General features: G+C 70.8%; 16 protein-coding genes. 9 read left to right on the top strand and 7 right to left on the bottom strand.

Annotated elements, in window-relative coordinates; genetic code table 11:
* Nucleotides 1-23: 23 nt before the first annotated feature.
* Nucleotides 24-908 carry an RNA polymerase sigma factor RpoH gene (gene rpoH, locus G472_RS0120200; RefSeq protein ID WP_029009825.1) on the top strand — a complete coding sequence of 295 codons (885 nt, stop codon included), beginning with the start codon at nucleotides 24-26 and terminating at the stop codon, nucleotides 906-908.
* 12 nt (nucleotides 909-920) lie between these two features.
* Here the strand turns inward: rpoH and G472_RS0120195 are convergent, their stop codons facing one another.
* From G472_RS0120195 to G472_RS0120180, 4 genes are all read right to left on the bottom strand, one after another.
* Entirely contained in the window at nucleotides 921-1,436 is a 516-nt protein-coding gene (locus tag G472_RS0120195) for a hypothetical protein (RefSeq protein ID WP_029009824.1), read from the bottom strand.
* A gap of 131 nt (nucleotides 1,437-1,567) precedes the next feature.
* Nucleotides 1,568-3,607 carry a serine/threonine-protein kinase gene (locus tag G472_RS0120190; RefSeq protein WP_029009823.1) on the bottom strand — a complete coding sequence of 680 codons (2,040 nt, stop codon included), beginning with the start codon at nucleotides 3,605-3,607 and terminating at the stop codon, nucleotides 1,568-1,570.
* Nucleotides 3,608-3,753: 146 nt separating this feature from the next.
* On the bottom strand, nucleotides 3,754-5,046 hold the full coding sequence (locus G472_RS0120185; protein WP_029009822.1) for an adenylosuccinate synthase: 1,293 nt from the start codon (nucleotides 5,044-5,046) through the stop codon (nucleotides 3,754-3,756).
* 71 nt (nucleotides 5,047-5,117) lie between these two features.
* Nucleotides 5,118-6,290 (bottom strand): ATP phosphoribosyltransferase regulatory subunit, encoded by a 1,173-nt coding sequence (locus G472_RS0120180; RefSeq protein WP_029009821.1) that lies wholly within the window; start codon nucleotides 6,288-6,290, stop codon nucleotides 5,118-5,120.
* A gap of 222 nt (nucleotides 6,291-6,512) precedes the next feature.
* On the opposite strand from G472_RS0120180, the gene G472_RS0120175 reads away from it, so the two are divergent.
* From G472_RS0120175 to G472_RS0120150, 6 genes are all read left to right on the top strand, one after another.
* Complete coding sequence (locus G472_RS0120175; protein WP_029009820.1) at nucleotides 6,513-8,258, top strand: hypothetical protein; 1,746 nt, start codon at nucleotides 6,513-6,515, stop codon at nucleotides 8,256-8,258.
* 214 nt (nucleotides 8,259-8,472) lie between these two features.
* On the top strand, nucleotides 8,473-9,984 hold the full coding sequence (locus G472_RS34520; protein ID WP_084536801.1) for a DUF7125 family protein: 1,512 nt from the start codon (nucleotides 8,473-8,475) through the stop codon (nucleotides 9,982-9,984).
* 3 nt (nucleotides 9,985-9,987) lie between these two features.
* Complete coding sequence (locus G472_RS0120165; RefSeq protein ID WP_029009819.1) at nucleotides 9,988-10,356, top strand: response regulator; 369 nt, start codon at nucleotides 9,988-9,990, stop codon at nucleotides 10,354-10,356.
* Nucleotides 10,353-10,865 (top strand): GNAT family N-acetyltransferase, encoded by a 513-nt coding sequence (locus tag G472_RS0120160; protein WP_029009818.1) that lies wholly within the window; start codon nucleotides 10,353-10,355, stop codon nucleotides 10,863-10,865. Before G472_RS0120165 ends, G472_RS0120160 begins: the two co-directional genes overlap by 4 nt.
* A 298-nt stretch (nucleotides 10,866-11,163) precedes the next feature.
* Nucleotides 11,164-14,175 carry a chemotaxis protein CheB gene (locus tag G472_RS34515; RefSeq protein WP_084536800.1) on the top strand — a complete coding sequence of 1,004 codons (3,012 nt, stop codon included), beginning with the start codon at nucleotides 11,164-11,166 and terminating at the stop codon, nucleotides 14,173-14,175.
* The gene (locus tag G472_RS0120150; RefSeq protein ID WP_029009817.1) at nucleotides 14,172-16,703 is read left to right on the top strand and encodes a hybrid sensor histidine kinase/response regulator; all 2,532 of its coding nucleotides are present in this window, start codon (nucleotides 14,172-14,174) and stop codon (nucleotides 16,701-16,703) included. The genes G472_RS34515 and G472_RS0120150 overlap by 4 nt, the downstream gene beginning before the upstream one ends.
* Nucleotides 16,704-16,719: 16 nt before the next feature.
* Here G472_RS0120150 and G472_RS0120145 read toward each other — a convergent pair whose 3' ends face one another.
* The 3 genes from G472_RS0120145 to G472_RS0120135 form a co-directional block, all read right to left on the bottom strand.
* On the bottom strand, nucleotides 16,720-17,523 hold the full coding sequence (locus tag G472_RS0120145) for an ABC transporter permease (RefSeq protein WP_029009816.1): 804 nt from the start codon (nucleotides 17,521-17,523) through the stop codon (nucleotides 16,720-16,722).
* Nucleotides 17,514-18,125, bottom strand: coding sequence for an ABC transporter ATP-binding protein (locus G472_RS0120140; protein ID WP_029009815.1), 612 nt, complete (start codon nucleotides 18,123-18,125; stop codon nucleotides 17,514-17,516). The genes G472_RS0120145 and G472_RS0120140 overlap by 10 nt, the downstream gene beginning before the upstream one ends.
* A 76-nt stretch (nucleotides 18,126-18,201) precedes the next feature.
* A complete protein-coding gene (locus G472_RS0120135) occupies nucleotides 18,202-18,624 on the bottom strand; it encodes an organic hydroperoxide resistance protein (RefSeq protein WP_029009814.1) in 423 nt (140 codons plus the stop codon).
* A 174-nt stretch (nucleotides 18,625-18,798) separates the two neighbouring features.
* On the opposite strand from G472_RS0120135, the gene G472_RS0120130 reads away from it, so the two are divergent.
* Nucleotides 18,799-19,287, top strand: a complete 489-nt coding sequence (locus G472_RS0120130; RefSeq protein WP_084536799.1) for a MarR family winged helix-turn-helix transcriptional regulator — start codon at nucleotides 18,799-18,801, stop codon at nucleotides 19,285-19,287.
* Nucleotides 19,288-19,389: 102 nt separating this feature from the next.
* Nucleotides 19,390-20,916 carry an MDR family MFS transporter gene (locus G472_RS0120125; RefSeq protein ID WP_029009812.1) on the top strand — a complete coding sequence of 509 codons (1,527 nt, stop codon included), beginning with the start codon at nucleotides 19,390-19,392 and terminating at the stop codon, nucleotides 20,914-20,916.
* The last annotated feature ends 97 nt before the right edge of the window (nucleotides 20,917-21,013 follow it).

The raw sequence follows: 21,013 nt of genomic DNA, 5'->3' as shown, positions 1-21,013 counted from the left end.
CCCGGCCACCGGGAGTACGTGACATGGCGACACTGCCGAGCATTCCGGTCGTCAGTTCCGAAAGCAACCTGTCGCGGTACCTGCAGGAGATCCGCAAGTTCCCCATGCTGGACCCGCAGGAGGAGTTCATGCTGGCCAAGCGCTGGCAGGAGCATGCCGACTCCGACGCGGCCCACCGGCTGGTCACCAGCCACCTGCGCCTGGTGGCCAAGATCGCCATGGGCTACCGCGGCTATGGCCTGCCGGTATCCGAACTGATCTCCGAAGGCAACGTCGGCATGATGCAGGCGGTCAAGCGCTTCGATCCCGACCGCGGCTTCCGCCTGGCCACCTACGCCATGTGGTGGATTCGCGCGGCCATCCAGGAATACATCCTGCATTCCTGGTCGCTGGTGAAGATGGGCACTACGGCGGCCCAGAAGAAGTTGTTTTTCAACCTGCGCAAGCTGAAGGGCCAGATGCAGGCCATCGACGAGGGCGACCTGTCGCCCGAGAACGTCAAGGCCATCGCGCAGAAGCTGGAGGTGCCGGAGCAGGACGTGGTGGCGATGAACCGCCGCCTCGCCAGCCCCGACCATTCCCTGAACGCGCCCCTGCGCGCCGACAGCGAGGGGGAATGGCAGGATTGGCTGGTCGATGAGACGTCCAACCAGGAAATCACCCTGGCCGAGCGGGAAGAGTTGGGCAAGCGCCGCAAGCTGCTGACCCAGGCCATGGCGAACCTGAACGAGCGCGAGCGGGATATCCTGTCCGAACGCCGTCTGCGCGACGATCCCACCACCCTGGAGGACCTGTCCCAGCGCTACGGCATCAGCCGCGAACGCGTCCGCCAGATCGAGGTGCGGGCCTTCGAAAAGCTGCAGAAGGCGATCAAGAACGCCGCCCTGGAGCAGAAGCTGGTGAGCTGAGGAGGGCGGCGCTCATCCCCCGTTGAGCGCCGACCCGATCTCCATCCCGTCGTCCTCGTCGCTGCCGTGGCCGGTGACGTCGGGCCCCCATTCCTGCACCAGCTTGGCCTTCTGCGCGCGCAGCGTTTCCACCCGCTTCTCGGCGCGCAGGATCTCGGCGCTGGCCACCGCCGGGGGAATGCCGTAGTAGAGCGCCCAGCCGATGGCGGCCGCACCGTACATGATCAGCCAGGCCAGCGGGTCGGCGAAGACCTTCAGCGCGACGCCCATGGTGTGGCCGTTCTTCCACAGGTCGATGGCGAACGGCATGCAGCCGCAGAAGTTCAAGCCGCCCACGGTGATCGGGGCCGATTTGTCGGGGTCCCGGTCGATGACATAGGCGACGATGGTAGGGATCATCCCCAGTCCGAAGACGATGGTGGTCGGCAGCACCACCAGGGCCGCCGGCAGGATCAGCAGCAGGAACAGCCACGGTCCGCCGCGCTTCTTGCGGGTGGGGCGCTTGCCGCGGGACGGGGAACGGGCCATGGGCTGTGTCTCTTTTCTTCATACGCGGTCAGGCAGACCCTGACCGCTGCGTTCATACGCCACGCAGGCTTCGGCCCTGCCGGGCCGCGGCCGCCGTCGCGGCCGATGCCGGATTCGTTCCGAACCCGGCATCACAGGGCGTAAAACAGGATGATCCCGGCGACCAGCACGGTGGACACCAGGCTGGACACCACGGCCGCCACCTGTCGGCCGGTTCCTTCGGTGATGCCGTCGCGGTCGGCGATGAGGTCGCGCAGCTTCTCGATCTCCCCCTCCGCCTCGCGGTAGCTGATCTGCGCCGCCTCGAACTCCGCCCGGTCGCGGCGCAGGGACTCCGGGTCGTCGACGATCTTCAGCAATTCCGCCAGCCGGCCGCCGTGGGCCGCGCTTTCCGCCTGCTTGCGCACCTCCTCCTGATGGGGACGGCTGTGGAAGCGGCGGAAGGCGGGGTCCAGCAGGGTCACCATCCAGGCGCAGAGGTGCGGCAGCGACGGGGTGGCGGTGCGGGTCTGCACCTCGGCCAGGATCGTCAGCATGGCGATGGTGCGGCGCAGCGGGTCGATGTTCGGAGAGAGCTGGGCGTACAGCAACTCCTCCGTGCGCTTGTGGCGGGCCGCCAGGAAGGCGGCGATGTGGCGGTCCACCGGTTCCTTGCCGCGCTCGCCCCCCGACGCCGCCCATTCCAGTGCCCGCAGCACGTCCGCCGGGGTCAGCGGGTACCAGCCGAGAACCAGCGGGCTGACACAGGGCATGGTCGGGTTCATCTCGTACAGCGCCCGCTCGATCCCCAGCCCCGGAGCCGTGCGGTCGAGAAAGGTCCGCCACTGGTCGAAGTTGTGGACCAGGGGCACGAACTCCGGCCGGAAGTCGGTCTGGACGTTGACCCAGAACATGGGCAACTGGTTGGAGATCACCTCGGCCACCGACTGCGGCGACTCTCCGCGCAGGAAGCACTCCGCCATGGTCGCGGCGATGCCGTCCAGCATATAGGACTTGCCGCGGTAGCGGATGGGCGCGTGCGGGTCGAGCGCCATGCACACGCGCGACACCAGACGCTCCGCCATCGGGCCGCCCTTGCCCGACCCGGCGGTCTGGATGGCGTTGGCCACCGCGTCGCCGCGCACGTCGTCGGCCATGCTGCGCCGCAGCCACTTGTCCAGTTCGCCGCTTTCGATGACCTGGGTGGCCGCCGCGGGGTGGCGGGACAGGGCCCGGGCCAGCGTGCGGCAATGCCAGTACTCGGCCCCCTGGAACTCGATCGGCCGCGCCGCCCGGCGCGGAATCTGCGGCTGCTTGGGGCTGAGCCGCCGGCCCGACAGCCAGAGGTCCAGGTCGTTCAGCGACCAGCGCTGCTTGGGGTCGTCGACCATCAGGCCGCGGATGACCTCGCCGATGCCCAGCGGCAGCCGCATCTGCCCGACCAGGGCGGGGAAGGAGCCCCGCTCGATCTTGGCCTGGAGCAGCGTGTCGTCGTCCAGCGACGCCACGGGGTTGCGGCCCAGCAGCAGGATCAGCAGCGTGACGCCCAGGGAATAGAGATCGTCGGCGACGGTGCCGGTGCCGCGCGCCGACGGGCTGGTCATGCCGCGCTCGACCGTCTCCATGATCAACGGCTGGCCGTAGCCGGGCGGCGTCGACACCGCCTCGCCCACCATCAGGGCCCCGGCCGTCAGGTCGCGGTAATAGAGATTGGTCGGCCGGATGCCGCCGTGCACCAGGCCGCGGCTCGACAGCTCGCGCAGCAGCGCCACCACCGGCTGCACCACCTGGCGGGTCAGCGTCTCCTCGGGCATCGGCTCGATGGTGTCGGTGATGGCGCTCATCAGCCGCTTGCCCAGCGGCCGTTCGAACACCAGGCAATAGCGGCGCACCCGGTCGGTCGGCCAGTCGACGACGCCCCAGTCGAACAGGCGCATCGCCGTAGGGTTGTCCACGTTGGCGAAGGTGGACACCACGTCGGTGCGCGGCAGCACGGTGCCGCTGCACACCAGGGCGAAGGTCTCGACCCGCTTGTCGCGCAGGGATCGGGCGGCGAAAGCGTTGCCGCCCGGCGTGTTCAGGGCGGCCAGGGGCGAGGTGGGCATGATCTCATGCCGCTCGCCGAGCTTCACAGGCTCGCCGCTCATCGCCGCACGGTCGCCGGCGGGCACGGTCTGCGCTTCGGACGGCATGGCAAACGCTAACCCCTCGGTTGCGGACGGCGCTCCCGGACCGGATCGGTCCCCCAAAGGGGAATAAACCGTTCGAGGGGTCGGCGTCGAGGGGGACGTGACCGGCCGGACCGGGGAAACGGTCCCGGCCGGTCACGCCGGCGGCATCAATCCTCGAACGGGTCCTGCATGAGGATGGTGTCGTCGCGCTCCGGGCTGGTGGACAGCAGGGCCACCGGGCACTGGATCAGCTCCTCGATGTGGCGGACGTACTTGACCGCCTGGGCCGGCAGGTCGGCCCAGGTGCGCGCGCCCTGCGTGCTTTCCTTCCAGCCTTCGAAGGTCTCGTAGACCGGCTCCACCCGCGCCTGGAGCGACGCGGCGGCGGGCAGGTGGTCCAGCTCCGCCCCGTCCAGACGGTAGCCGACGCACACCTTGATCTCGTCCAGGCCGTCCAGCACGTCCAGCTTGGTCAGGGCGATGCCGTCGATGCCGCCGGTCTTGATGGCCTGGCGCACCAGCACGGCGTCGAACCAGCCGCAGCGGCGCTTGCGCCCGGTGACGGTGCCGAACTCCCGGCCGCGCTCGCCGATCAGGTCGCCCACCGCGTTGGCCTGCTCGGTCGGGAAGGGGCCGGAGCCGACGCGGGTGGTGTACGCCTTGCAAATGCCCAGCACATAGCCGATCGCCCGCGGCCCGATACCCGAACCCGACGCCGCGTTGCCCGCCACCGTGTTGGAGGAGGTGACGTAGGGATAGGTGCCGTGGTCGATGTCCAGCATGGCGCCCTGCGCGCCTTCGAACAGGATGCGCTTGCCGGCGCGGCGCAGCTCGTCCAGGCGCTGCCAGACCACCGCGGCGAAGGGCAGGATCTTCGGCGCGACCTCCTTCAGCGGCTCCAGCAGCTCCGCCGGCGTCACCTCCGCGGCCCCAAGGCCGCGCAGCACCGCGTTGTGGTGGAACAGAAGGTGGTCGATCTTTTCGGCCAGAGCCGCCTCGTCGGCCAGATCGCACAGGCGGATGGCGCGGCGCGCCACCTTGTCCTCGTACGCGGGGCCGATGCCGCGGCCGGTGGTGCCGATCTTCGAGGCGCCGCGCGCCTCTTCGCGGGCGCGGTCGACGGCGCCGTGCACCGGCAGGATCAGCGGCACGTTCTCCGCCACCAGCAGGTTCTCCGGCGTGATCGCCACGCCCTTCTCGCGAATCGACTCGACCTCGCGCAGGAAGGCCCAGGGGTCGAAGACGACGCCGTTGCCGACGACCGACAGCTTGCCCCGGCGCACCACGCCGGACGGCAGCAGGCTCAGCTTGTAGGTGACCCCGCCGATCACCAGCGTGTGGCCGGCGTTGTGGCCGCCCTGGAAGCGCACCACCACGTCGGCCCGGCTGGACAGCCAGTCGACGATCTTGCCCTTGCCCTCGTCGCCCCACTGGGCGCCGACCACAGCCACGTTGGCCATTTCCGTCTCCGCGATTACCAGGTTCCGTGGACCGCCCCCGTCGCGACCGGCGCGAACCGGGGGCCGTTCGTCTACTCCAACGCCGTCAGGGCGCCGCCGTCATGGATATGGGTGCAGCGCAGGCGCGCCGCCTCGGCCGCAGCGTCGGTGACCGGCTCCAGCCCGGCGACGGTCACCCAGCCTTCTGCGCGCAGCCGCTCCCCCTCCGCCGCCGGCGTGCCGTGCGGCAGGAACACGCGGCGCACCGCCGCCGGCGCCGGCACGGCGCGCAGCACCGAGTCGAGATACAGGGTGAAGCCGGTCGCCGGCTCGCCGCCGGCATCGCCGCCGACATCGCCGTTGCCGTTGCCGCCGGCACGGTAGCGGCCGCCGACACCCAGCTCGGCCCGCACACCGCGGGCGAACAGGGTGAAGCTGAGGCCGGTCTGGTACTCGAACCCGCGGTGCTCCACCAGATCGATGGTGACCGTCAGGTCCGGCCGGGCCGCGCGGATCAGGCGCACCACCTCGGTCAGACGGCGGCGGTCCTTCTCGGCGGCCTCCGGCAGGTCGGCGGCGACCAGCGCCGCCATGGCGCGGTCGGCCGGGCCCGAAGCGTCCATCAGCGTTTCCAGCAGGGCGGCGGCCGGGCCGCCCACCGCCGCCACCGCCGCGGCATCCTTGCGGTCCAGCGCGGCGCGCAGAGCCCGCGTCTCCTCCTCCGCCAGACCCAGGCCGCGGCACACCAGCGGCACCATGGTGGGCACGCACAGGTCGACCGAGACATGCCGCACGCCGACCACGTCCAGCGCCCGGGCGCCCAGCAGGATGACCTCCGCGTCGCCCTCGGGCGCCAGCGCCCCGATCAGTTCCACACCCGCCTGGGCGAGCTGGCGTTCCGGGCGCAGGTGGGAACCCTTCACCCGCAGCACCTGCCCGGCGTAGCACAGGCGCAAGGGGCGCGGGGCGCGGGACAGGCGCGAGGTGGCGATGCGGGCGACCTGCGGCGTGATGTCCGCGCGCAGCCCCATGGTGCGCTGCGACACCGGGTCCATCAAACGGAAGGTCTGCTGCGCCATGGCGGCACCGGGGCCGGCGAGCAGCCCCTCCTCGAACTCCACCAGGGGCGGTTTCACCCGCTCGTAGCCGTGGCTGGCGCACTCCGCCATCAGGCGCTCGACGGCGGCCGCCTCGTGCGCCGCGTCGGGCGGCAGCACATCGTGCAGGCCGGCGGGCAGCAGGGCGGTGCTCAGCGGAGTGGACATGGCTTCGGGCTCGCTCGCGGCGGCGGTGGCGGATGCGACGGACGCACGGCGCCGCTCAATAGCCGACCTTCCCCGCCCGGTGCAAACGGAAAAGCCCCGCGCGGGGCTTTTCGCTTCCGGGCACGAAGAATGCAGCGGCGATTCGGCCGCGACGTGCGGCACATTGTCATTGAATTTATCCGATAATCGACCGAATCATGTCACGGCCGAACGATCCGGGCGATGGTGCGGGAACGCGACGGGGACGCGGGTGGCATGGCGGTGGGCCGCAACAGCTACGAGGTGCAGGTCTACAAGGTCGACCATTGGGTCCTCGACACCCGCTTCGAGGACGAGGCGCAGGCGCGCGACTACGGCAAGAAGCTGCTGTGGTCGGCCCGGGCCGAAGGCTACCGCGTCGTGCGCGACTGGCAGCGCCCCGACGGCCGCCACGTCGAAACCGAACTGGTATCGGAGTTCCGCGGCCGCGGCGCCGACGCCATCGCGGTGTCGCCCATCGACGAAGCGCCCGACGTCTGCCACCGGATGGAGGAGTATTACGGGGTCGAGAGCCGCATGGTGATGAACCGCCTGCTGCGCGGCTACACCGAGCGCATGGTCGTCACGCCCACCGAGATCATGCACAATTACGGCGAGCTGAAGCGGCTGCGCGACAAGGACAGCCTGGTGCCCTCGGCGGTCGGGCGGGTGGCGGCCCTGCAGGCCGACCGCTGCGGCGGCGACGGCCGCGCCCGGCGCGACGAGATCTTCGCGGTCGTCGACGCCATGACGGAGCGGGCGCGCACGGCGTCGGCCCGCAAGGACCTGCCGCAGATCGCGCGCACCGGCATCCGCCCCGCCTACGAGGCGCTGGGCGACGCACCGGCCCCGGAGGAGCGCGACTTCCTGGCCCGCGTGGTGCTGTCGCGCGACCTGGTGCAGATGCGCAACTGGCTGGCCAAGCTGGACTTCCTGTCGGAACTGGTGCGCGAGGACGGCGGCCTGACCGACCGCCCGCTGGTCCTGGTGGACGGCGTCATCGCCGACGTCCTGGGCGCGCCCTCGGTGGTGCAGGATCTGCTGGGCACGCAGCGCAACCTGGCCGAGGCCCTGTGCAGCGTCATGGACCTGTCGCGCGGCCGCCTGTCGCCGGCCGGCCGCAGCGACGACGACCGGGCGCTGCAGCTCAGCGAACTGCTGGCCTTCCACGACCTGGACGAGACGCGCCGCGTGCTGGTCGACCTGGTGCGCCGGCAGCTCCGCGGCACCCCGGCGCTGAACCGCGCCGACCCCGGCGGCGAACGCGACGCCTTCGACCGGGTGCTGGCCGCGGCCAGCGGCCCCGACGGGCTGTTCGGCGGCCCCGCCATGGCGGAGGCGCTGGTCCGGCGCTACATGCGCTTTCTGGAGGCGGGCGGTGCCCCCGGCCGCCGCCAGGCGATCGCCGAGGTGCCCGCCCGCCTGCCCGATGCCGCCGACCGCGTGCGCTTCCTGATGGCGCTGGCCGGATCGGACATCGGCCGCGGCCACGCCGCGGAGGTGGGGGACGCGCTGGAGCGGCTCACCGGCGACGCCGGGGCGTTCGCCCGCTTCGTCGACCGCAACCGCCCCATCAAGGACAATCTGGAGGCGCTGACCCGTCTGTACCGGCAGGTGGCCGGCTCAGCCCTTGCCGAACCGCTGCGCGGCCGGCTGGCGGACAACGTGGACGACCTGCTGTGCGCCTACATCCAGAACAGCCGGGTGGTCGAGCGCCTGGACAACCCGGAGGACGTGCTGCGCCTGCGCGCCAACCGGCTGATCCAGCTCTGTGCCCCCGGCACGCTGCAAAGCCGCAAGGCGCTGGACATCGTCCGCCGCCGCGTGATCGACCACCTGCGCCAGCCGAATTTCGAACGACGCTACGTCGCCGACATCGTCGATCCCGCCATGCAACAGCGCGCCCTGCGCGACTTCTATGCGCTTCTGGGACAGGCCGGGTTTCGTTGACGGCCATGTCCTCTACACCTTACCGCGGCGTCCTGCACCTCCGGCCTACCACGATCCGCCTGTACACAAATCATTGGCGATCGCTAGCATGGGCCGGCCGGGCCGCTTCCCCATGCGGCTTGTCGATTTCTCCCGCGTCGTGCAGGGTGGTGGCGCGGTCGCCGACCCACACCGGCTGCCACTACGGCGCAACCACCAGCAGACTGACCGGCCCATGACCGAACCCCGGAACGACCTGTCCCTGATGCGCGTACCGAGCGGCATTGCCGGCCTCGACCGGGTGTTGAGCGGCGGATTTCTCAGGGGTGGGGTCTACATCGTCCAGGGCGTGCCGGGTGCCGGCAAGACGATCCTGGCCAACCAGATGTGCTTCAACCACGTGGCCCGCGGCGGGCGGGCGGTCTATGTGACGCTGCTGGCCGAATCGCACGCCCGCATGCTGCAGCACCTCGGCGCCATGAGCTTCTACGACGAAGGGGCCATTCCCGACCGGCTCTATTACGTCAGCGCCTTCAAGATGCTGGAGGACGACGGGCTGAAAGGGTTACTGGACATGCTGCGCCGGGAAATCCGCGGGCAGCGCGCCAGCCTGGTGGTCCTCGACGGCCTGGTGGCGGCGGAGGAAACGGCCCCGTCGGACCGCGAGTTCAAGAAGTTCATCCACGAGGTGCAGATGCACGCGGCGATGAACGACTGCACGACGCTGCTGCTGACCAGCGGCGGCACGGGCCGCGTCAGCCCGGAACACACCATGGTGGACGGTCTGATCGAACTGGACGACCGGGTGGTCGACGTGCGGACGGAGCGCAGCCTGCTCGTGCGCAAGTTCCGCGGCAGCGCCTCGCTGCGCGGCCGCCACGCCTTTCGCATCACCGGCAACGGCCTTGTCGTCTTTCCGCGCATCGAGGCCGCCTTCGCAACGCCTTCGCGGCCCGACCACGCGACGCACGAGCGTGTGGCGAGCGGCGTGGACGGGCTGGACGAGGTCCTGGACGGCGGCTTCTTCCGTGCCTCCACCACGGTCCTGTTCGGCCCGACCGGCACCGGCAAGACGACGGCCGGACTGCAGTTCCTCGCGAGCGCGCGTGAGGACGATCCGGGACTGCTGTTTGGCTTCTATGAGACGCCGGACCGGTTGAGGGTCAAGGCGGAGTCGCTGGGCATCGACCTTGCGGGGCTGGAGGCGCGGGGCGCGGTGGACATCGTCTGGCAGGCGCAGGGGGAGAACCTCCTGGATGAATTGGGCTATCGGCTGCTCGACGCGGTGGAGCGGCGCGGGGCCCGTCGGCTGTTCGTCGACGGGCTCGGTGCCATCGTCGAGTCGACCGCCGATCCGCAGCGGATGAGCCGATTTGTCGCCGCCCTGTCCAACGAGTTGCGGGTCCGCGGCGTGACCACGCTCTACACGCTGGAGTCCTCCACCATCCTCGGACCGGCGCTGGAGGTGCCCATCCGCGGCATCTCCTCCCTGGCCGAATGCCTGATCGCCCTGCGCCATGTGGAGGTCGAGGCGACCACCCGCCGCGTCCTGTCCATTCTCAAGGTGCGCAACAGCGGCTTCGACCCGGCGCTCCGGGAATTCGAGATCACCGGTCGCGGGATGCGTCTCGTCGGTCCCTTTCGAGGTTACGAACGGATTCTGAGCGGCTACGCCCACAGCCCGGACCGGGACGGCCATTCCCCGGCCGTCCCCCCGTCCCCCCAACGGCCATCCCGCCGGGAGTGATGCGTGAAGACCATCCTGCTGGTGGAAGATGAGTTCGGCATCGCCGGTGCCCTGTCCGTTCTCCTGGAGGACGAAGGCTACCGCGTTTTCACCGCCGCCAACGGCCGCGACGCGCTCGACCGGCTGGGTGAGGTGACACCGGATCTCGTCGTCACCGACTTCATGATGCCGCTGATGGACGGGGCGGCGCTCGGCCGGACGCTGCGATCCGACCCGGCGCGCCGGCACATCCCCATCCTCATGATGAGCGCGGTGTCCGAGTCGGCGCTGCGCGACCGGTTCGACGGCTACGACGGGTTCCTGCGCAAGCCCTTTCCCATCCCTCAGTTCTTCGACGCCATCCACGCCATCCTGAAGGACGGTCCGTCATGACGCCGCCGGCGTACGAAACGGCGCGGCTGCTGCTGCGCCCGCGTACGCCGGCCGACCTGGACGCCTGTCTGGCCATGGACACCGATCCCGACGTCATGCGCCACGTCGGCGGCGTGCCGGCCCACCCCGGGGCGTACCGGCAGGAGTTGGCGGCCCGTTTGGCGCACACCCCGCCCGCCGGCTTCGGATACTGGTCGGTCTTCGTGAAGCCGGCGCCCGGGCGTTTCATCGGATGGGTCGTCCTGGTCCCGCACGGCGACGATCCGGACCTGGTGGAGATCGGCTGGCGCCTGCGCCGTGACGCGTGGGGCAACGGCTACGCCACAGAGGCGGCGGCGGTCATCGTCCGTCACGGCTTCACCTCGCTCGGTCTCACCCGCATCGTCGCCGACGTGCACCCGGACAACGCCGCCTCCGCCCGCGTCGCCGCCCGGCTCGGCTTCCGGTCCGCCGGCCCTGCCCTCTATGGTGGCGAACCCTGCCGGCGATTCGTTCTCGACCGCGGGTAAAGGATCGCCGCGTCCTCCGCCGTTCGCACTATTATTCCAAGCATAGGCAGTCACTTCCGTCCGGGCTGCGCAAACCATAATATATGACTTGCCTAAGGAACGACATCGGCTTTTCAGTATACATTGACGGTGCGAGGGGGCCCCCTATATCTGCGGAGAAAAGAATTGCAACATCTTGGCAGGTACTATCTCACCGGCCCGTTGGTCTCTGCGGCGGGAAGAGAAAGGGACTTCCACACCCGGGGAGCCAGGGGGTAAGGTTTCGACTGGCAACCAGACGCAGCGCAAGACCACGGCCGTGCCCTCCGACACTCCCACCCTTCCGCCCTCCACCGAACCGAACGGCACCCTTCCGGCAACGGTTCAGGACCGCCCCTGCTGCATCGTCGGCATCGGCGCCTCCGCCGGCGGGCTGGAAGCGCTGCAACGGTTCTTCGACAACGTCCCGGACGGCAGCGATCTCGCCTATGTGGTGGTCCAGCACCTGTCGCCGGTGCACAAGAGCCTGATGGCCGACCTGCTGTCCAAGCACACGCGCATGGAGGTGATCCAGGCCGCCGACGGCATGGCGGTGGAGCGCAACGTCGTCTATCTGCTGCCGCCGGGCAAGCACATGACCATCGACGGCCGCCGCCTGCGCCTGACCGCCAAGGAAGCGGCGACCGGCATCAGCCTGCCCATCGACATCTTCTTCGCCGCCCTGGCGCACGACCAGGGACCCCTGGCCATCGGTGTCATCCTGTCGGGTACCGGGTCCGACGGGACGCGCGGCCTGTTGGCCATCAAATCCGCCGGAGGGTTCGCCGCCGTGCAGGACCCGGAGACGGCGCAGTTCGACGGCATGCCGCGCAGCGCCATCGCCGCCGCCGCACCGGACACGGTGCTGGCCCCCGAGGCGCTGCCCGGATCGATCGTCGAACACGCAGGCCGTGCCATTGCCCGTGCCCGTCCGCTGCCCGCCCGGCGCGAGCCGTCCGCTGCCGGTGACCCGCTGGCGCAGATCGTCGCCACCATCCGCCTGGTCACCGGCGTCGATTTCTCCTTGTACAAGCTGGCGACACTGATGCGCCGGATCGAGCGGCGCATGCACGCGGTCGGTCTGGAGTCGCCGGAGGACTACGCCGCGTTCCTGCGCGCCAACAGCGCCGAGGCGGTGACGCTGTACAAGGAGATGCTGATTGGCGTCACCCGCTTCTTCCGCGACGAGGCGGCGTTCCGCGCACTCGCCGCGAAGGCGGTGACCGGGCTGGTTCGCAAGATGGGGCAGCCCGACACCATCCGGGTCTGGGTGTGCGGCTGCGCCACGGGCGAGGAGGCGTACTCCATCGCCATGCTGTTCATCGAGGCCATGGAGGAGCAGGGGCGCACCGTCGACGTCAAGATCTTCGCCACCGACATCGACCAGGATTCCATCGAGTTCGCCGGTACCGGCGAGTATCCCCGATCCATAGCCGAAGACGTCAACGAGCAGCGTCTGGCGCGCTTCTTCCAGTTGCGCGGCGAACGTTACGTGGTTTCGCGGGAGCTGAGGCGGATGGTGGTGTTCGCGCAGCATAACATCATGCGCGACCCGCCCTTCACCAGGATGGACCTGATCAGTTGCCGCAACCTGCTGATTTATATGGACACGCCCTTGCAGCGCAAGGTGCTGGGCCTGTTCCAGTACGCCCTGCGGCAGGGCGGCTTCCTGTTCCTGGGGTCGAGCGAGTCGCTGGGCGACCTGGCGCCGGAGTTCCACACCGTCGACAGCCGCAACAAGCTGTTCCAGTCCCTGCGCGCGGGATCGTACCGGCTGTCGCGGCTTTTGCTGCCTCAACGCAGCGCTCCGCCGGTGCGCGGCGATCATCTGTCCATGGACGGCCACGGCGAGGAGAACCTGGCCATCGACGAGGCCATCGGTGTCCTGCTGAACACCTATGTGCCACCCTGCCTGCTGGTGAACGAGCAGCTCAACATCCTGCACGTCTTCGGCGACGCCGGACCGATCCTGCGGGTTCCCGCCGGCGAGGCGACGCTGAGTGTGCTGAAGTTGCTGCCGGCCTCGGTGGCGATGGTCGCGGGGACGGCGCTGAACCGCGTCTTTCGGTCATCGGAGGAATTCGCCCTGGCCAACATCCCGGTTAAGGACCGGGAGGGGTTGAGCGCCATCAGTTTGCGGGTCAAGCCCTTCGCCTCGCGCAAGTCGGGACGGCGCTACGCCCTGGTGCTGCTGGAACCCACGGTCCGCGCGGTCCCGCCGGCCGACACCCCCTTCGACCTGAACGCCGACGCGGCGGAGCGCATCCGCGGCCTGGAACAGGAACTGATGTCGCGCGGCGAGAACCTGCAAGCCACCATCGAGGAACTGGAAACCGCCAACGAGGAGCTGCAGGCGACCAACGAGGAACTCCTCGCCTCCAATGAGGAGCTGCAAAGCACGAACGAGGAACTGCAGTCGGTCAACGAAGAGCTGTATTCCGTCAACGCCGAATATCAGGCGAAGGTGGAGGAACTGACCGAGATGACCGCCGATCTCGACAATCTGTTGCGCTCCACTGCCATCGGCGTGGTCTTCCTCGACGACGACATGGTCATCCGCCGCTTCACGCCGGCGGCGGCCAGCTTCATCAACATCATTCCCCGCGACGTCGGCCGGCCGATCGCGCATTTGTCCACCAACATCGACTATCCCGACTTTCTCCGCGACATCCGCGCCGTGTTCACGAATTCCACGCCCGTGGAACGCCACGTCCGGGTGGGCGACGGGCGATGGATCCAGACGCGAATCCTGCCCTATCTCAGCGAGAAGAACACCGTGGAGGGCGCCGTCATCACCTTCATTGACGTCACCGCCACCCGGAACGCGCAGGAGAGGCTTCGCACCATCATCGACAGCCTGCCCGAGCACATTGCCGTGCTGGACGCCGAAGGGACCATCACCATGACGAACGCGTCGTGGCAGCGTTTCGCTGCTGCCACGGCAACCGCTCCGCCGCCTGATGGCGGCGGCGACATGCCGTGCGGCCCGCCGGTTCCCGACGGCCCGAACGGGCTGGACCGGTCGCCCCTGCCGCCGGCCGTGCGCGACGGCTTGCGGCGCGTGGTGACGGGTGAGGCCGGGCAATACGGATTCGAGTACCCGTGCCGCAGCGCCGCCGGCTCCCACTGGTATCTGCTGACGGCGGTGCGCCTGACCGCACCCGTCTCCGGAGCGGTGGTCAGCCACATCGACGTGACCAACCGCAAGCTGCTGGAGCTGAGGCTGGCGGCCGACGACGACGTCGAAGGCCACGCCCCCGCTGCCGCTCCCGCCGGAGGGGACGCCCCATGAGCGAGGAGCGTCTCAGCGGGTTGCGACGGCGCGCCGAGGCGATCCTGACCGACGGCGCCTTCGCCACGTCGGACCTCTCCGCCGCCACCTTCCGCGAGGTGGTTCACGAGCTGTACGTCCACCAGGCGGAGCTGGAGATCCAGAACGAGGAGCTGCGCAACGCCCAGCAGACGCTGGAGGTGTCGCGGCGCGAGTATGTGCAGCTTTTCCGGTCGCTGCCGCTCGCCTGCTTCACGGTGAACGCCGCCGGCATCGTGGGGGAGGCCAACCCGGCGGCGGAACGGCAGTTCGGCCTGCCGCACCGCCAGCTCAGGGGGCGGCCCCTGACGCTGCTGGTCGCCACGTTCGACCATGGCCGGCTGCTCGCCTCCCTGGCGCGCCTGCGTGGCGGCGGCACCTGGATCCGCCAGGAGTTCATGTTCGTCGGTGCCGACGGCCCCATGGACGGGCTGACGGACGGGCGTCCGGTGGCCCTTGAGGATGGCGAGAAGGGGGATGTGTTGCTCACCGTCACCGACGTGAGCGAGCGCAACGCGTGGGTGCGGGAGTTGCAGGCCGCGCGCGACGAAGCCGACCGGGCGCGCGCCGCCTATCACCAGATCCTCCAATCGGTCGGTGAGGGGCTGTGCGGCGTCGACGAGGGCGGAACGGTCACCTTCGTCAACGCCGCCGCCCTGGCGATCACCGGGTTCACCGAGGCCGATCTGGTGGGCCGCCCCGCCGCCGCCCTGTTCGCCGTCCCGTTCATCGGGACCGGGTCCGCCGTCGCGGCGGCGCTGGCCCATCCGCCGGCGGACGGGGCACCGCTGATCCTGGCGCAACAGCCGATGCGCCGCCGTGACGGCGGCGTCTTTACGGCGGAGGTGAGCGTGTCGCGCCTGGCCGCCCCCGGCCGCGACGGCGGCGCGGTGCTCGCCTTCCGCGACGTGACCGCGCGGCTGGAGGCGGAAGCGGCGCTGCGTGTCAGCGAGCGGCGCCACCGCACGCTGGTGCAGTCCCTGCACGAGGGTGTGGCCATGCACGCCGCCGACGGCCGCGTCCTGGTGGCCAACGCCATGGCGGAACGGCTGCTGTCGGGACCGGCGGCGGCCCTGCTCGACCCGGGGGCCGAGGCGTTCAGGGACGGGATCGACGGCCATCCGGGGTGCCGCTACATCGCCGCCGACGGGGCGCGACTGCAGGGCCTGCCCCCGGCGGCACAGGCGCGCCGCGACGGCCGGCCGGTCATCGAACGGGTGATCGGCATCGCCCGCAGCGGCGTCGCAGGCGCGGCGGCCGGCGACGGGGCCACCTGGCTGCGCGTCAGCAGCCATCCCGTGACGGATGACGGCCCCGACGGGGCCGGCAGGGTGGAGGCGGTGGTGACCAGCGTCACCGACATCACCGCCATCAAGGCTATGGAGCGCGACCTCAATGTGGCGCTGGACGCCAAGGAGCGCTTCATGGCGTCGGCCAGCCATGATCTGCGCCAGCCGGTGCAGGCGCTGATGCTGTTCTCCGACCTGCTGCTGAAGGAATCGCTGTCCCCTGCCGCGCACCGCATCGCCGAGCAGCTTCGGGAGTGCGTCGGCTCCCTCGGTTCGCTGCTGGACTGCCTGCTGGACATTTCCAAGCTGGAGGCCGGCCTCATCGCGCCTGTCCCGGCGCGCGTCGAACTGGACGGGTTGATGCAGCGCCTGCACGCGGAGTTCGCGCCCGTGGCCGCGACCGCGGGGCTGCGTCTGACCACCGTGCCGTCCCGGCTGGTGTTGGAGACGGATGGCGGCCTGCTGGAACGGGTGTTGCGCAACCTGCTGTCCAACGCCCTGCGCTACACCCGGCAGGGACGGGTGCTGTTCGGCGTGCGGCGCAACGGCCGCACCATCCGGCTGGAGGTGTGGGACACCGGCATCGGCATTCCGGATAACCAAATCGACCGCATCTTCCAGGATTTCTACCAGGTCGCCAACCCGGCCCGCGACCGTCGTGAGGGGCTGGGCATGGGCCTGTCCATCGCCCGGCGGCTGATCGCCATGCTGGGCGGAACGATGGAGGTCCGCTCCGCGCCCGGCCGCGGGTCGTGCTTCGCCGTCCTGCTGCCGCAGGGAATGCCCGCCGACGCTCCGGCCCCCGCATCCGCAGACGGTGCCGACGATGACGGCAGCCATGCCGGAGCGCTCGTCCTGCTGGCCGAGGACGACGCCATCATCCGCATGGCCCTCTGCTTGCTGCTGGAGGGCTGGGGCTACCGCGTCGTGGAGGCGGGCAGCGCCGGCGAGGCGCTGACCCACCTGGACGAGGGGCTGGCGCCCGACCTGGTGCTGACCGACTACCGCCTGCCCGACGGCGAAACCGGCCTGATGCTGATGGACGCGGTGCGCCGCCGCCTGGGCGGCGACGTTCCCGGCATCCTGCTGACCGGCGACACCTCGTCGGACCGCCTGCGTGAGGCGTCGGCGGCACAGTGCGCGCTGCTGCACAAGCCGATCCAGCCCGCCGCCCTGGAAACCGCCGTGCGCGCCGCCCTGCGCCGCGCCGGCGACGCATAGGCCGCACGCACCGGTTTCACCCCCGCGGCGGCGCCAGCCGGTCGAGGCGCAGGCGGTGGCGGGAGTCGGTCAGCCGGGCGACCGCCGCCAGGGTGGCGGCCAGCACCGCCAGGCCGGTAGCGCCGGCGATCAGGAACATGATCAGGATCTGGTAGCGGACGGCCTCTGCCGGGGCGACGCCGGCGAGGATCTGGCCGGTCATCATGCCCGGCAGCGACACCAGCCCGGTGGCCGCCATGGCGTTGATGATGGGCATCAGGCCGGTGCGCAGGGCCTGGCGGTGCAGGGTACGCATGGCCTCCCACCGGCCGGCCCCCAGGGCCAGCCGCGCCTCCACCGCCGCCCGCTCGCGCCAGGCCGCCACGGTCAGGGCGTTCAGCGCCAGGCTGACGCCGCTCATGGCGTTGCCGAGGATCATTCCCAGCATGGGGATGGCGTAACGCGGGTCCCACCAGGGGTCGGGGCGCACCGCGGTGGACAGGGCCAGGATCAGCACCAGCGTCGCCGCGAACACCATGGGCGCCGTGCCCAGCCCGTAGGTCCACGGGCCGGCCAGCCGGCGCTCCTGCCGGGCCATGATCTCCTGCCCGGCGAACAGCGCCATGGCCAACGCCACCCCCAGCGTCAGCCAGGGCGAGCCCAGGGCGAAGATCCGCTCCAGCACCAGCCCGACGATGGCCAGTTGCACCACCATGCGCACCGCCGCCACCGCCAGCGGCCGTTCCAGCCGCAGGGCCAGGGCCAGGGAGATGGCGCCGTTCACCAGCAGCAGCGACGCCGCCAGCATCAGGTCGGGAATGCCGAGCGAGATCAGCGGCACGGCCGCACCTCCCCGTCGGCGACGACCCGCCCGGCTTCCACATACAGGGTGCGGACCGCCAGCCGTTCCGCCTGGGCGGGGTCGTGGGTGACCAGCAGCACCGCCGCGCCGCGGGCCAGTTCGGCGCGCAGGCACTCCTCCACCAGCGTCGTGGACCCGGCATCCAGCGGCCCCGTCGGCTCGTCCAGCAGCAGCACGGGCGGGCGCAGCACCAGGGCGCGCACCAGCGCCAGACGCTGGCGTTCGCCGGTGGACAGGCGGGCCACCGGCCAGTCCGGACAGTCCGCCGGCAGGCCCAGCGCCGCCGCCAGCCGCACCGCGGCGGCCGGATCCGCCATGTGGTCGCCCACCCGGTCGGCCCACCAGCCGGACTCGGCGGCGACGTAGACGACGCGCCGCCGCCATTGCGGCGCCGGCATCGCCTCGCGCGCGACGCCGTTCAGCCGCACGTCGCCGCGGCCGGGGTCCAGGTCGGCGACGGCGCGCAGCAGGGCGGACTTCCCGCCCCCCGACGGCCCGCGCACCGCCACGCACTCCCCCGCCCCGACGGTGAAGGAGGCGGGCTTCAGGATGGCGGAGTGCAGGCCGGAGACGGTCAGCATCGGGGCTCGCACGGGGACGGGGCGAAACAGGATGCGCGCCCCGCCCGCGCCCGGCAAGCCCGCCGCGCCGACGGGATCAGGCGACCGAGAGCCGCACGTCGATGTTGTTCTGCGTGGCGTGGGAATAGGGGCAGACCACGTGCGCCTTGTTCACCAGGTCGGTGGCCTTGTCCCGCTCGATCCCCGGCAGGGCGATGGTCAGGTCGACATCGATGCCGAAGCCGGTGCCGTCGTCGCGCGGGCCGATGCCGACGGCGGCGGTGACCGTGGTGTCTTCGGGCAGCTTCACCTTCTCCTTGCCGGCGACGAACTTCAGCGCGCCGAGGAAGCAGGCGGAATAGCCCGCGGCGAAGAGCTGCTCCGGGTTCGTGCCGGGGCCGCCGGCGCCGCCCAGTTCCTTGGGCGTGGAGAGCTGCACGTCCAGCACGCCGTCGGCGGTGGCGGAACGGCCGTCGCGGCCGCCCGTGGCGGTGGCGCTGGTCTTGTAGAGCACCTTCATATCGAACTCTCCCCTTCCTGGCTTGTTGAGGTGCGGCGGGCGTTCGCTCCGCCGCTGTGACGCCGCGGACCATGCCGCACAATTCGATTGCGCGCAATTTAATTCGGCGCATGACGGCTATGCAGGTCAATTGCGCGCAATCGAATTGCCCCGCCGCCGGAGAGCGCTAGGCTTATGTCGATGCGCATAGCCGAGAAGCCCCCGACCGTGACCGACGCCGCCTCCCCGTGCCTTCCCCCTCCCCTGCCGCTCGACGACCAGCTCTGCTTCGCCATCTATTCCGCGGCGCACGCCATGAACCGGGTCTACAAGCCGCTGCTGGAGCCGCTGGGGCTGACCTATCCGCAGTATCTGGTGCTGCTGGTGCTGTGGCAGACCGACGACGTCACGGTGAAGGACCTCGGCAGCCGCCTGTTCCTCGATTCCGGCACCCTGACCCCGCTTCTGAAGCGGATGGAGGCGGCCGGCCTGGTCACCCGCCGCCGCGACACCGCCGACGAGCGTCTGGTCCGCGTCACCCTCACCCCGGACGGCCGGGCGCTGCGCGACCGCGCCGGCGCGGTGCAGCAGGCGGTGGGCTGCGCCAGCGGCCTGGATGCCGCCGCCATGGGCGCGCTGCACCGGGCGCTCACCGAACTGCGCGACGGACTGAAGGGAACCTGACCCCGGAAGGACCGTCCGCCTCCGCCGGCTGTCCCCGCCCTTGCGTCCGGCCGGCGGGCGGCTATGGTGGGCGCTCCCCGCCGACGAGAGCCGGACTCCCCCATGCCGCCGTCCACCGCCGATCGCGTCACCTTCACCCATCGCGAGATCCTGGAGGTGTTCAGCGGCGTGGCGCTGGCCATGCTGATGGCGGCGATGGACCAGACCATCGTCGCCACCGCCCTGCCCACCATGGCGGCGGACCTCGGCAACCTCCGGGAACTGCCCTGGGTGGTGACGGCCTACATGCTGGCCTCCACCGCGACGACGCCGGTCTATGGCAAGCTGTCCGACCTCTACGGCCGCAAGCGCCTGTTGCAGATCGCCATCGTCCTGTTCCTGGCGGGCTCCGTCCTGTGCGCCCTGGCGCAGGACATGCTGCAACTCATCCTGTTCCGCGGTCTCCAGGGGCTGGGCGGCGGCGGGCTGATGGCGCTGGCCTTCACCATCATCGGCGACGTGGTGGAGCCGCGCGAGCGCGGCCGCTATCAGGGGCTGATCGGCGGCGTCTTCGCGCTGGCCAGCGTCGCCGGCCCGCTGGCCGGCGGGCTGATCACCGAATACGCCTCCTGGCACTGGATCTTCCTGATCAACCTGCCGATCGGCGCCGTGGCGCTGGTGATGACCAACCGGGCGCTGGGCCGGCTGCCGACCGGCGTCGCCCGGCCGCGGGTGGATGTGACGGGCGCGGTGCTGCTGATGGCGGCGGTCACCAGCCTGCTGATCGTCGTGTCGCGCGGCGGCAGCGTGCTGCCCTGGACGTCGGCGCCGGTGCTGGGGCTGGCGGCGGGGGGCGTGGTGCTGCTGGCCGTCTTCCTGTGGCACGAGCGCCGGGTGGCGGAGCCGATCCTGCCGCTGCGCCTGTTCCGCATCCCCGTGGTCGCCATCGCCAACCCGGTGGTGGCGGTGTCCGCCATGGTGCTGTTCGCCGGCATCGTCTTCCTGCCGCTGCACCTGCAACTGGCGCGGGGGACCGGCGCCACCGCCTCGGGCCTGCTGCTGCTGCCGCTGGTGCTGGGCATGACCCTGGGGGCGGTGGGCGGCGGCCGGCTGATCGCCCGCTCCGGCCGCTACAAGGTCTTCCCGATCGCCGGGCTGGCCCTGTCGGCGTCCATGTACCTGCTGCTGGGCCTGTTCGCCGGGGCGGCGGCGGACCCGCTGTTCTCCGTGCTGGTCCTGGTGCCGCTGGGGGTCGGGCTCGGGCTGGTCATGCCGGTGATGACGGTGGCGGTGCAGAACGCCGTGGACCGTGCCGACCTGGGGGCGGCCACCGCCTCCATCGGCTTCTTCCGCTCGCTGGGCGGGTCGGTCGGGGTGGCCCTGTTCGGCGCGGTGCTGAGCGCCGGCGTCACCGCCCGCCTCGCCGCCGCGGGCCTGCCCGGCCTCGACCCCCGCCAGGTGATGGACGGCGGGGTGGCGGTGCTGGACCAGCTTCCGGCGGCATCGCGCGCCGCCGCGCTGGCCGCCTTCGAAAGCGGGTTCGAGACCCTGTACCTGCTGGCCGCCGGCCTGGCCCTGGTGTCGCTGACGCTGGCCCTGTTCCTGCGGGAACTGCCGCTGCGCTCCGCCCGCACCGACGCGCAGGATTGATACCAACGGCACCTGAAGGGTGCCGTTGGTATCACCCTCTCGATCAATGCCAAGGCATTGATCTGCCGGGTTTCACGGCCGGAAAATGATGGAAGTG

This window comes from Azospirillum halopraeferens DSM 3675 (assembly GCF_000429625.1).
In the GTDB taxonomy this organism is placed as follows: domain Bacteria; phylum Pseudomonadota; class Alphaproteobacteria; order Azospirillales; family Azospirillaceae; genus Azospirillum; species Azospirillum halopraeferens.
Note: the sequence above shows the minus strand (reverse complement) of the source record. Positions and strands in the feature narration are given on the sequence as shown.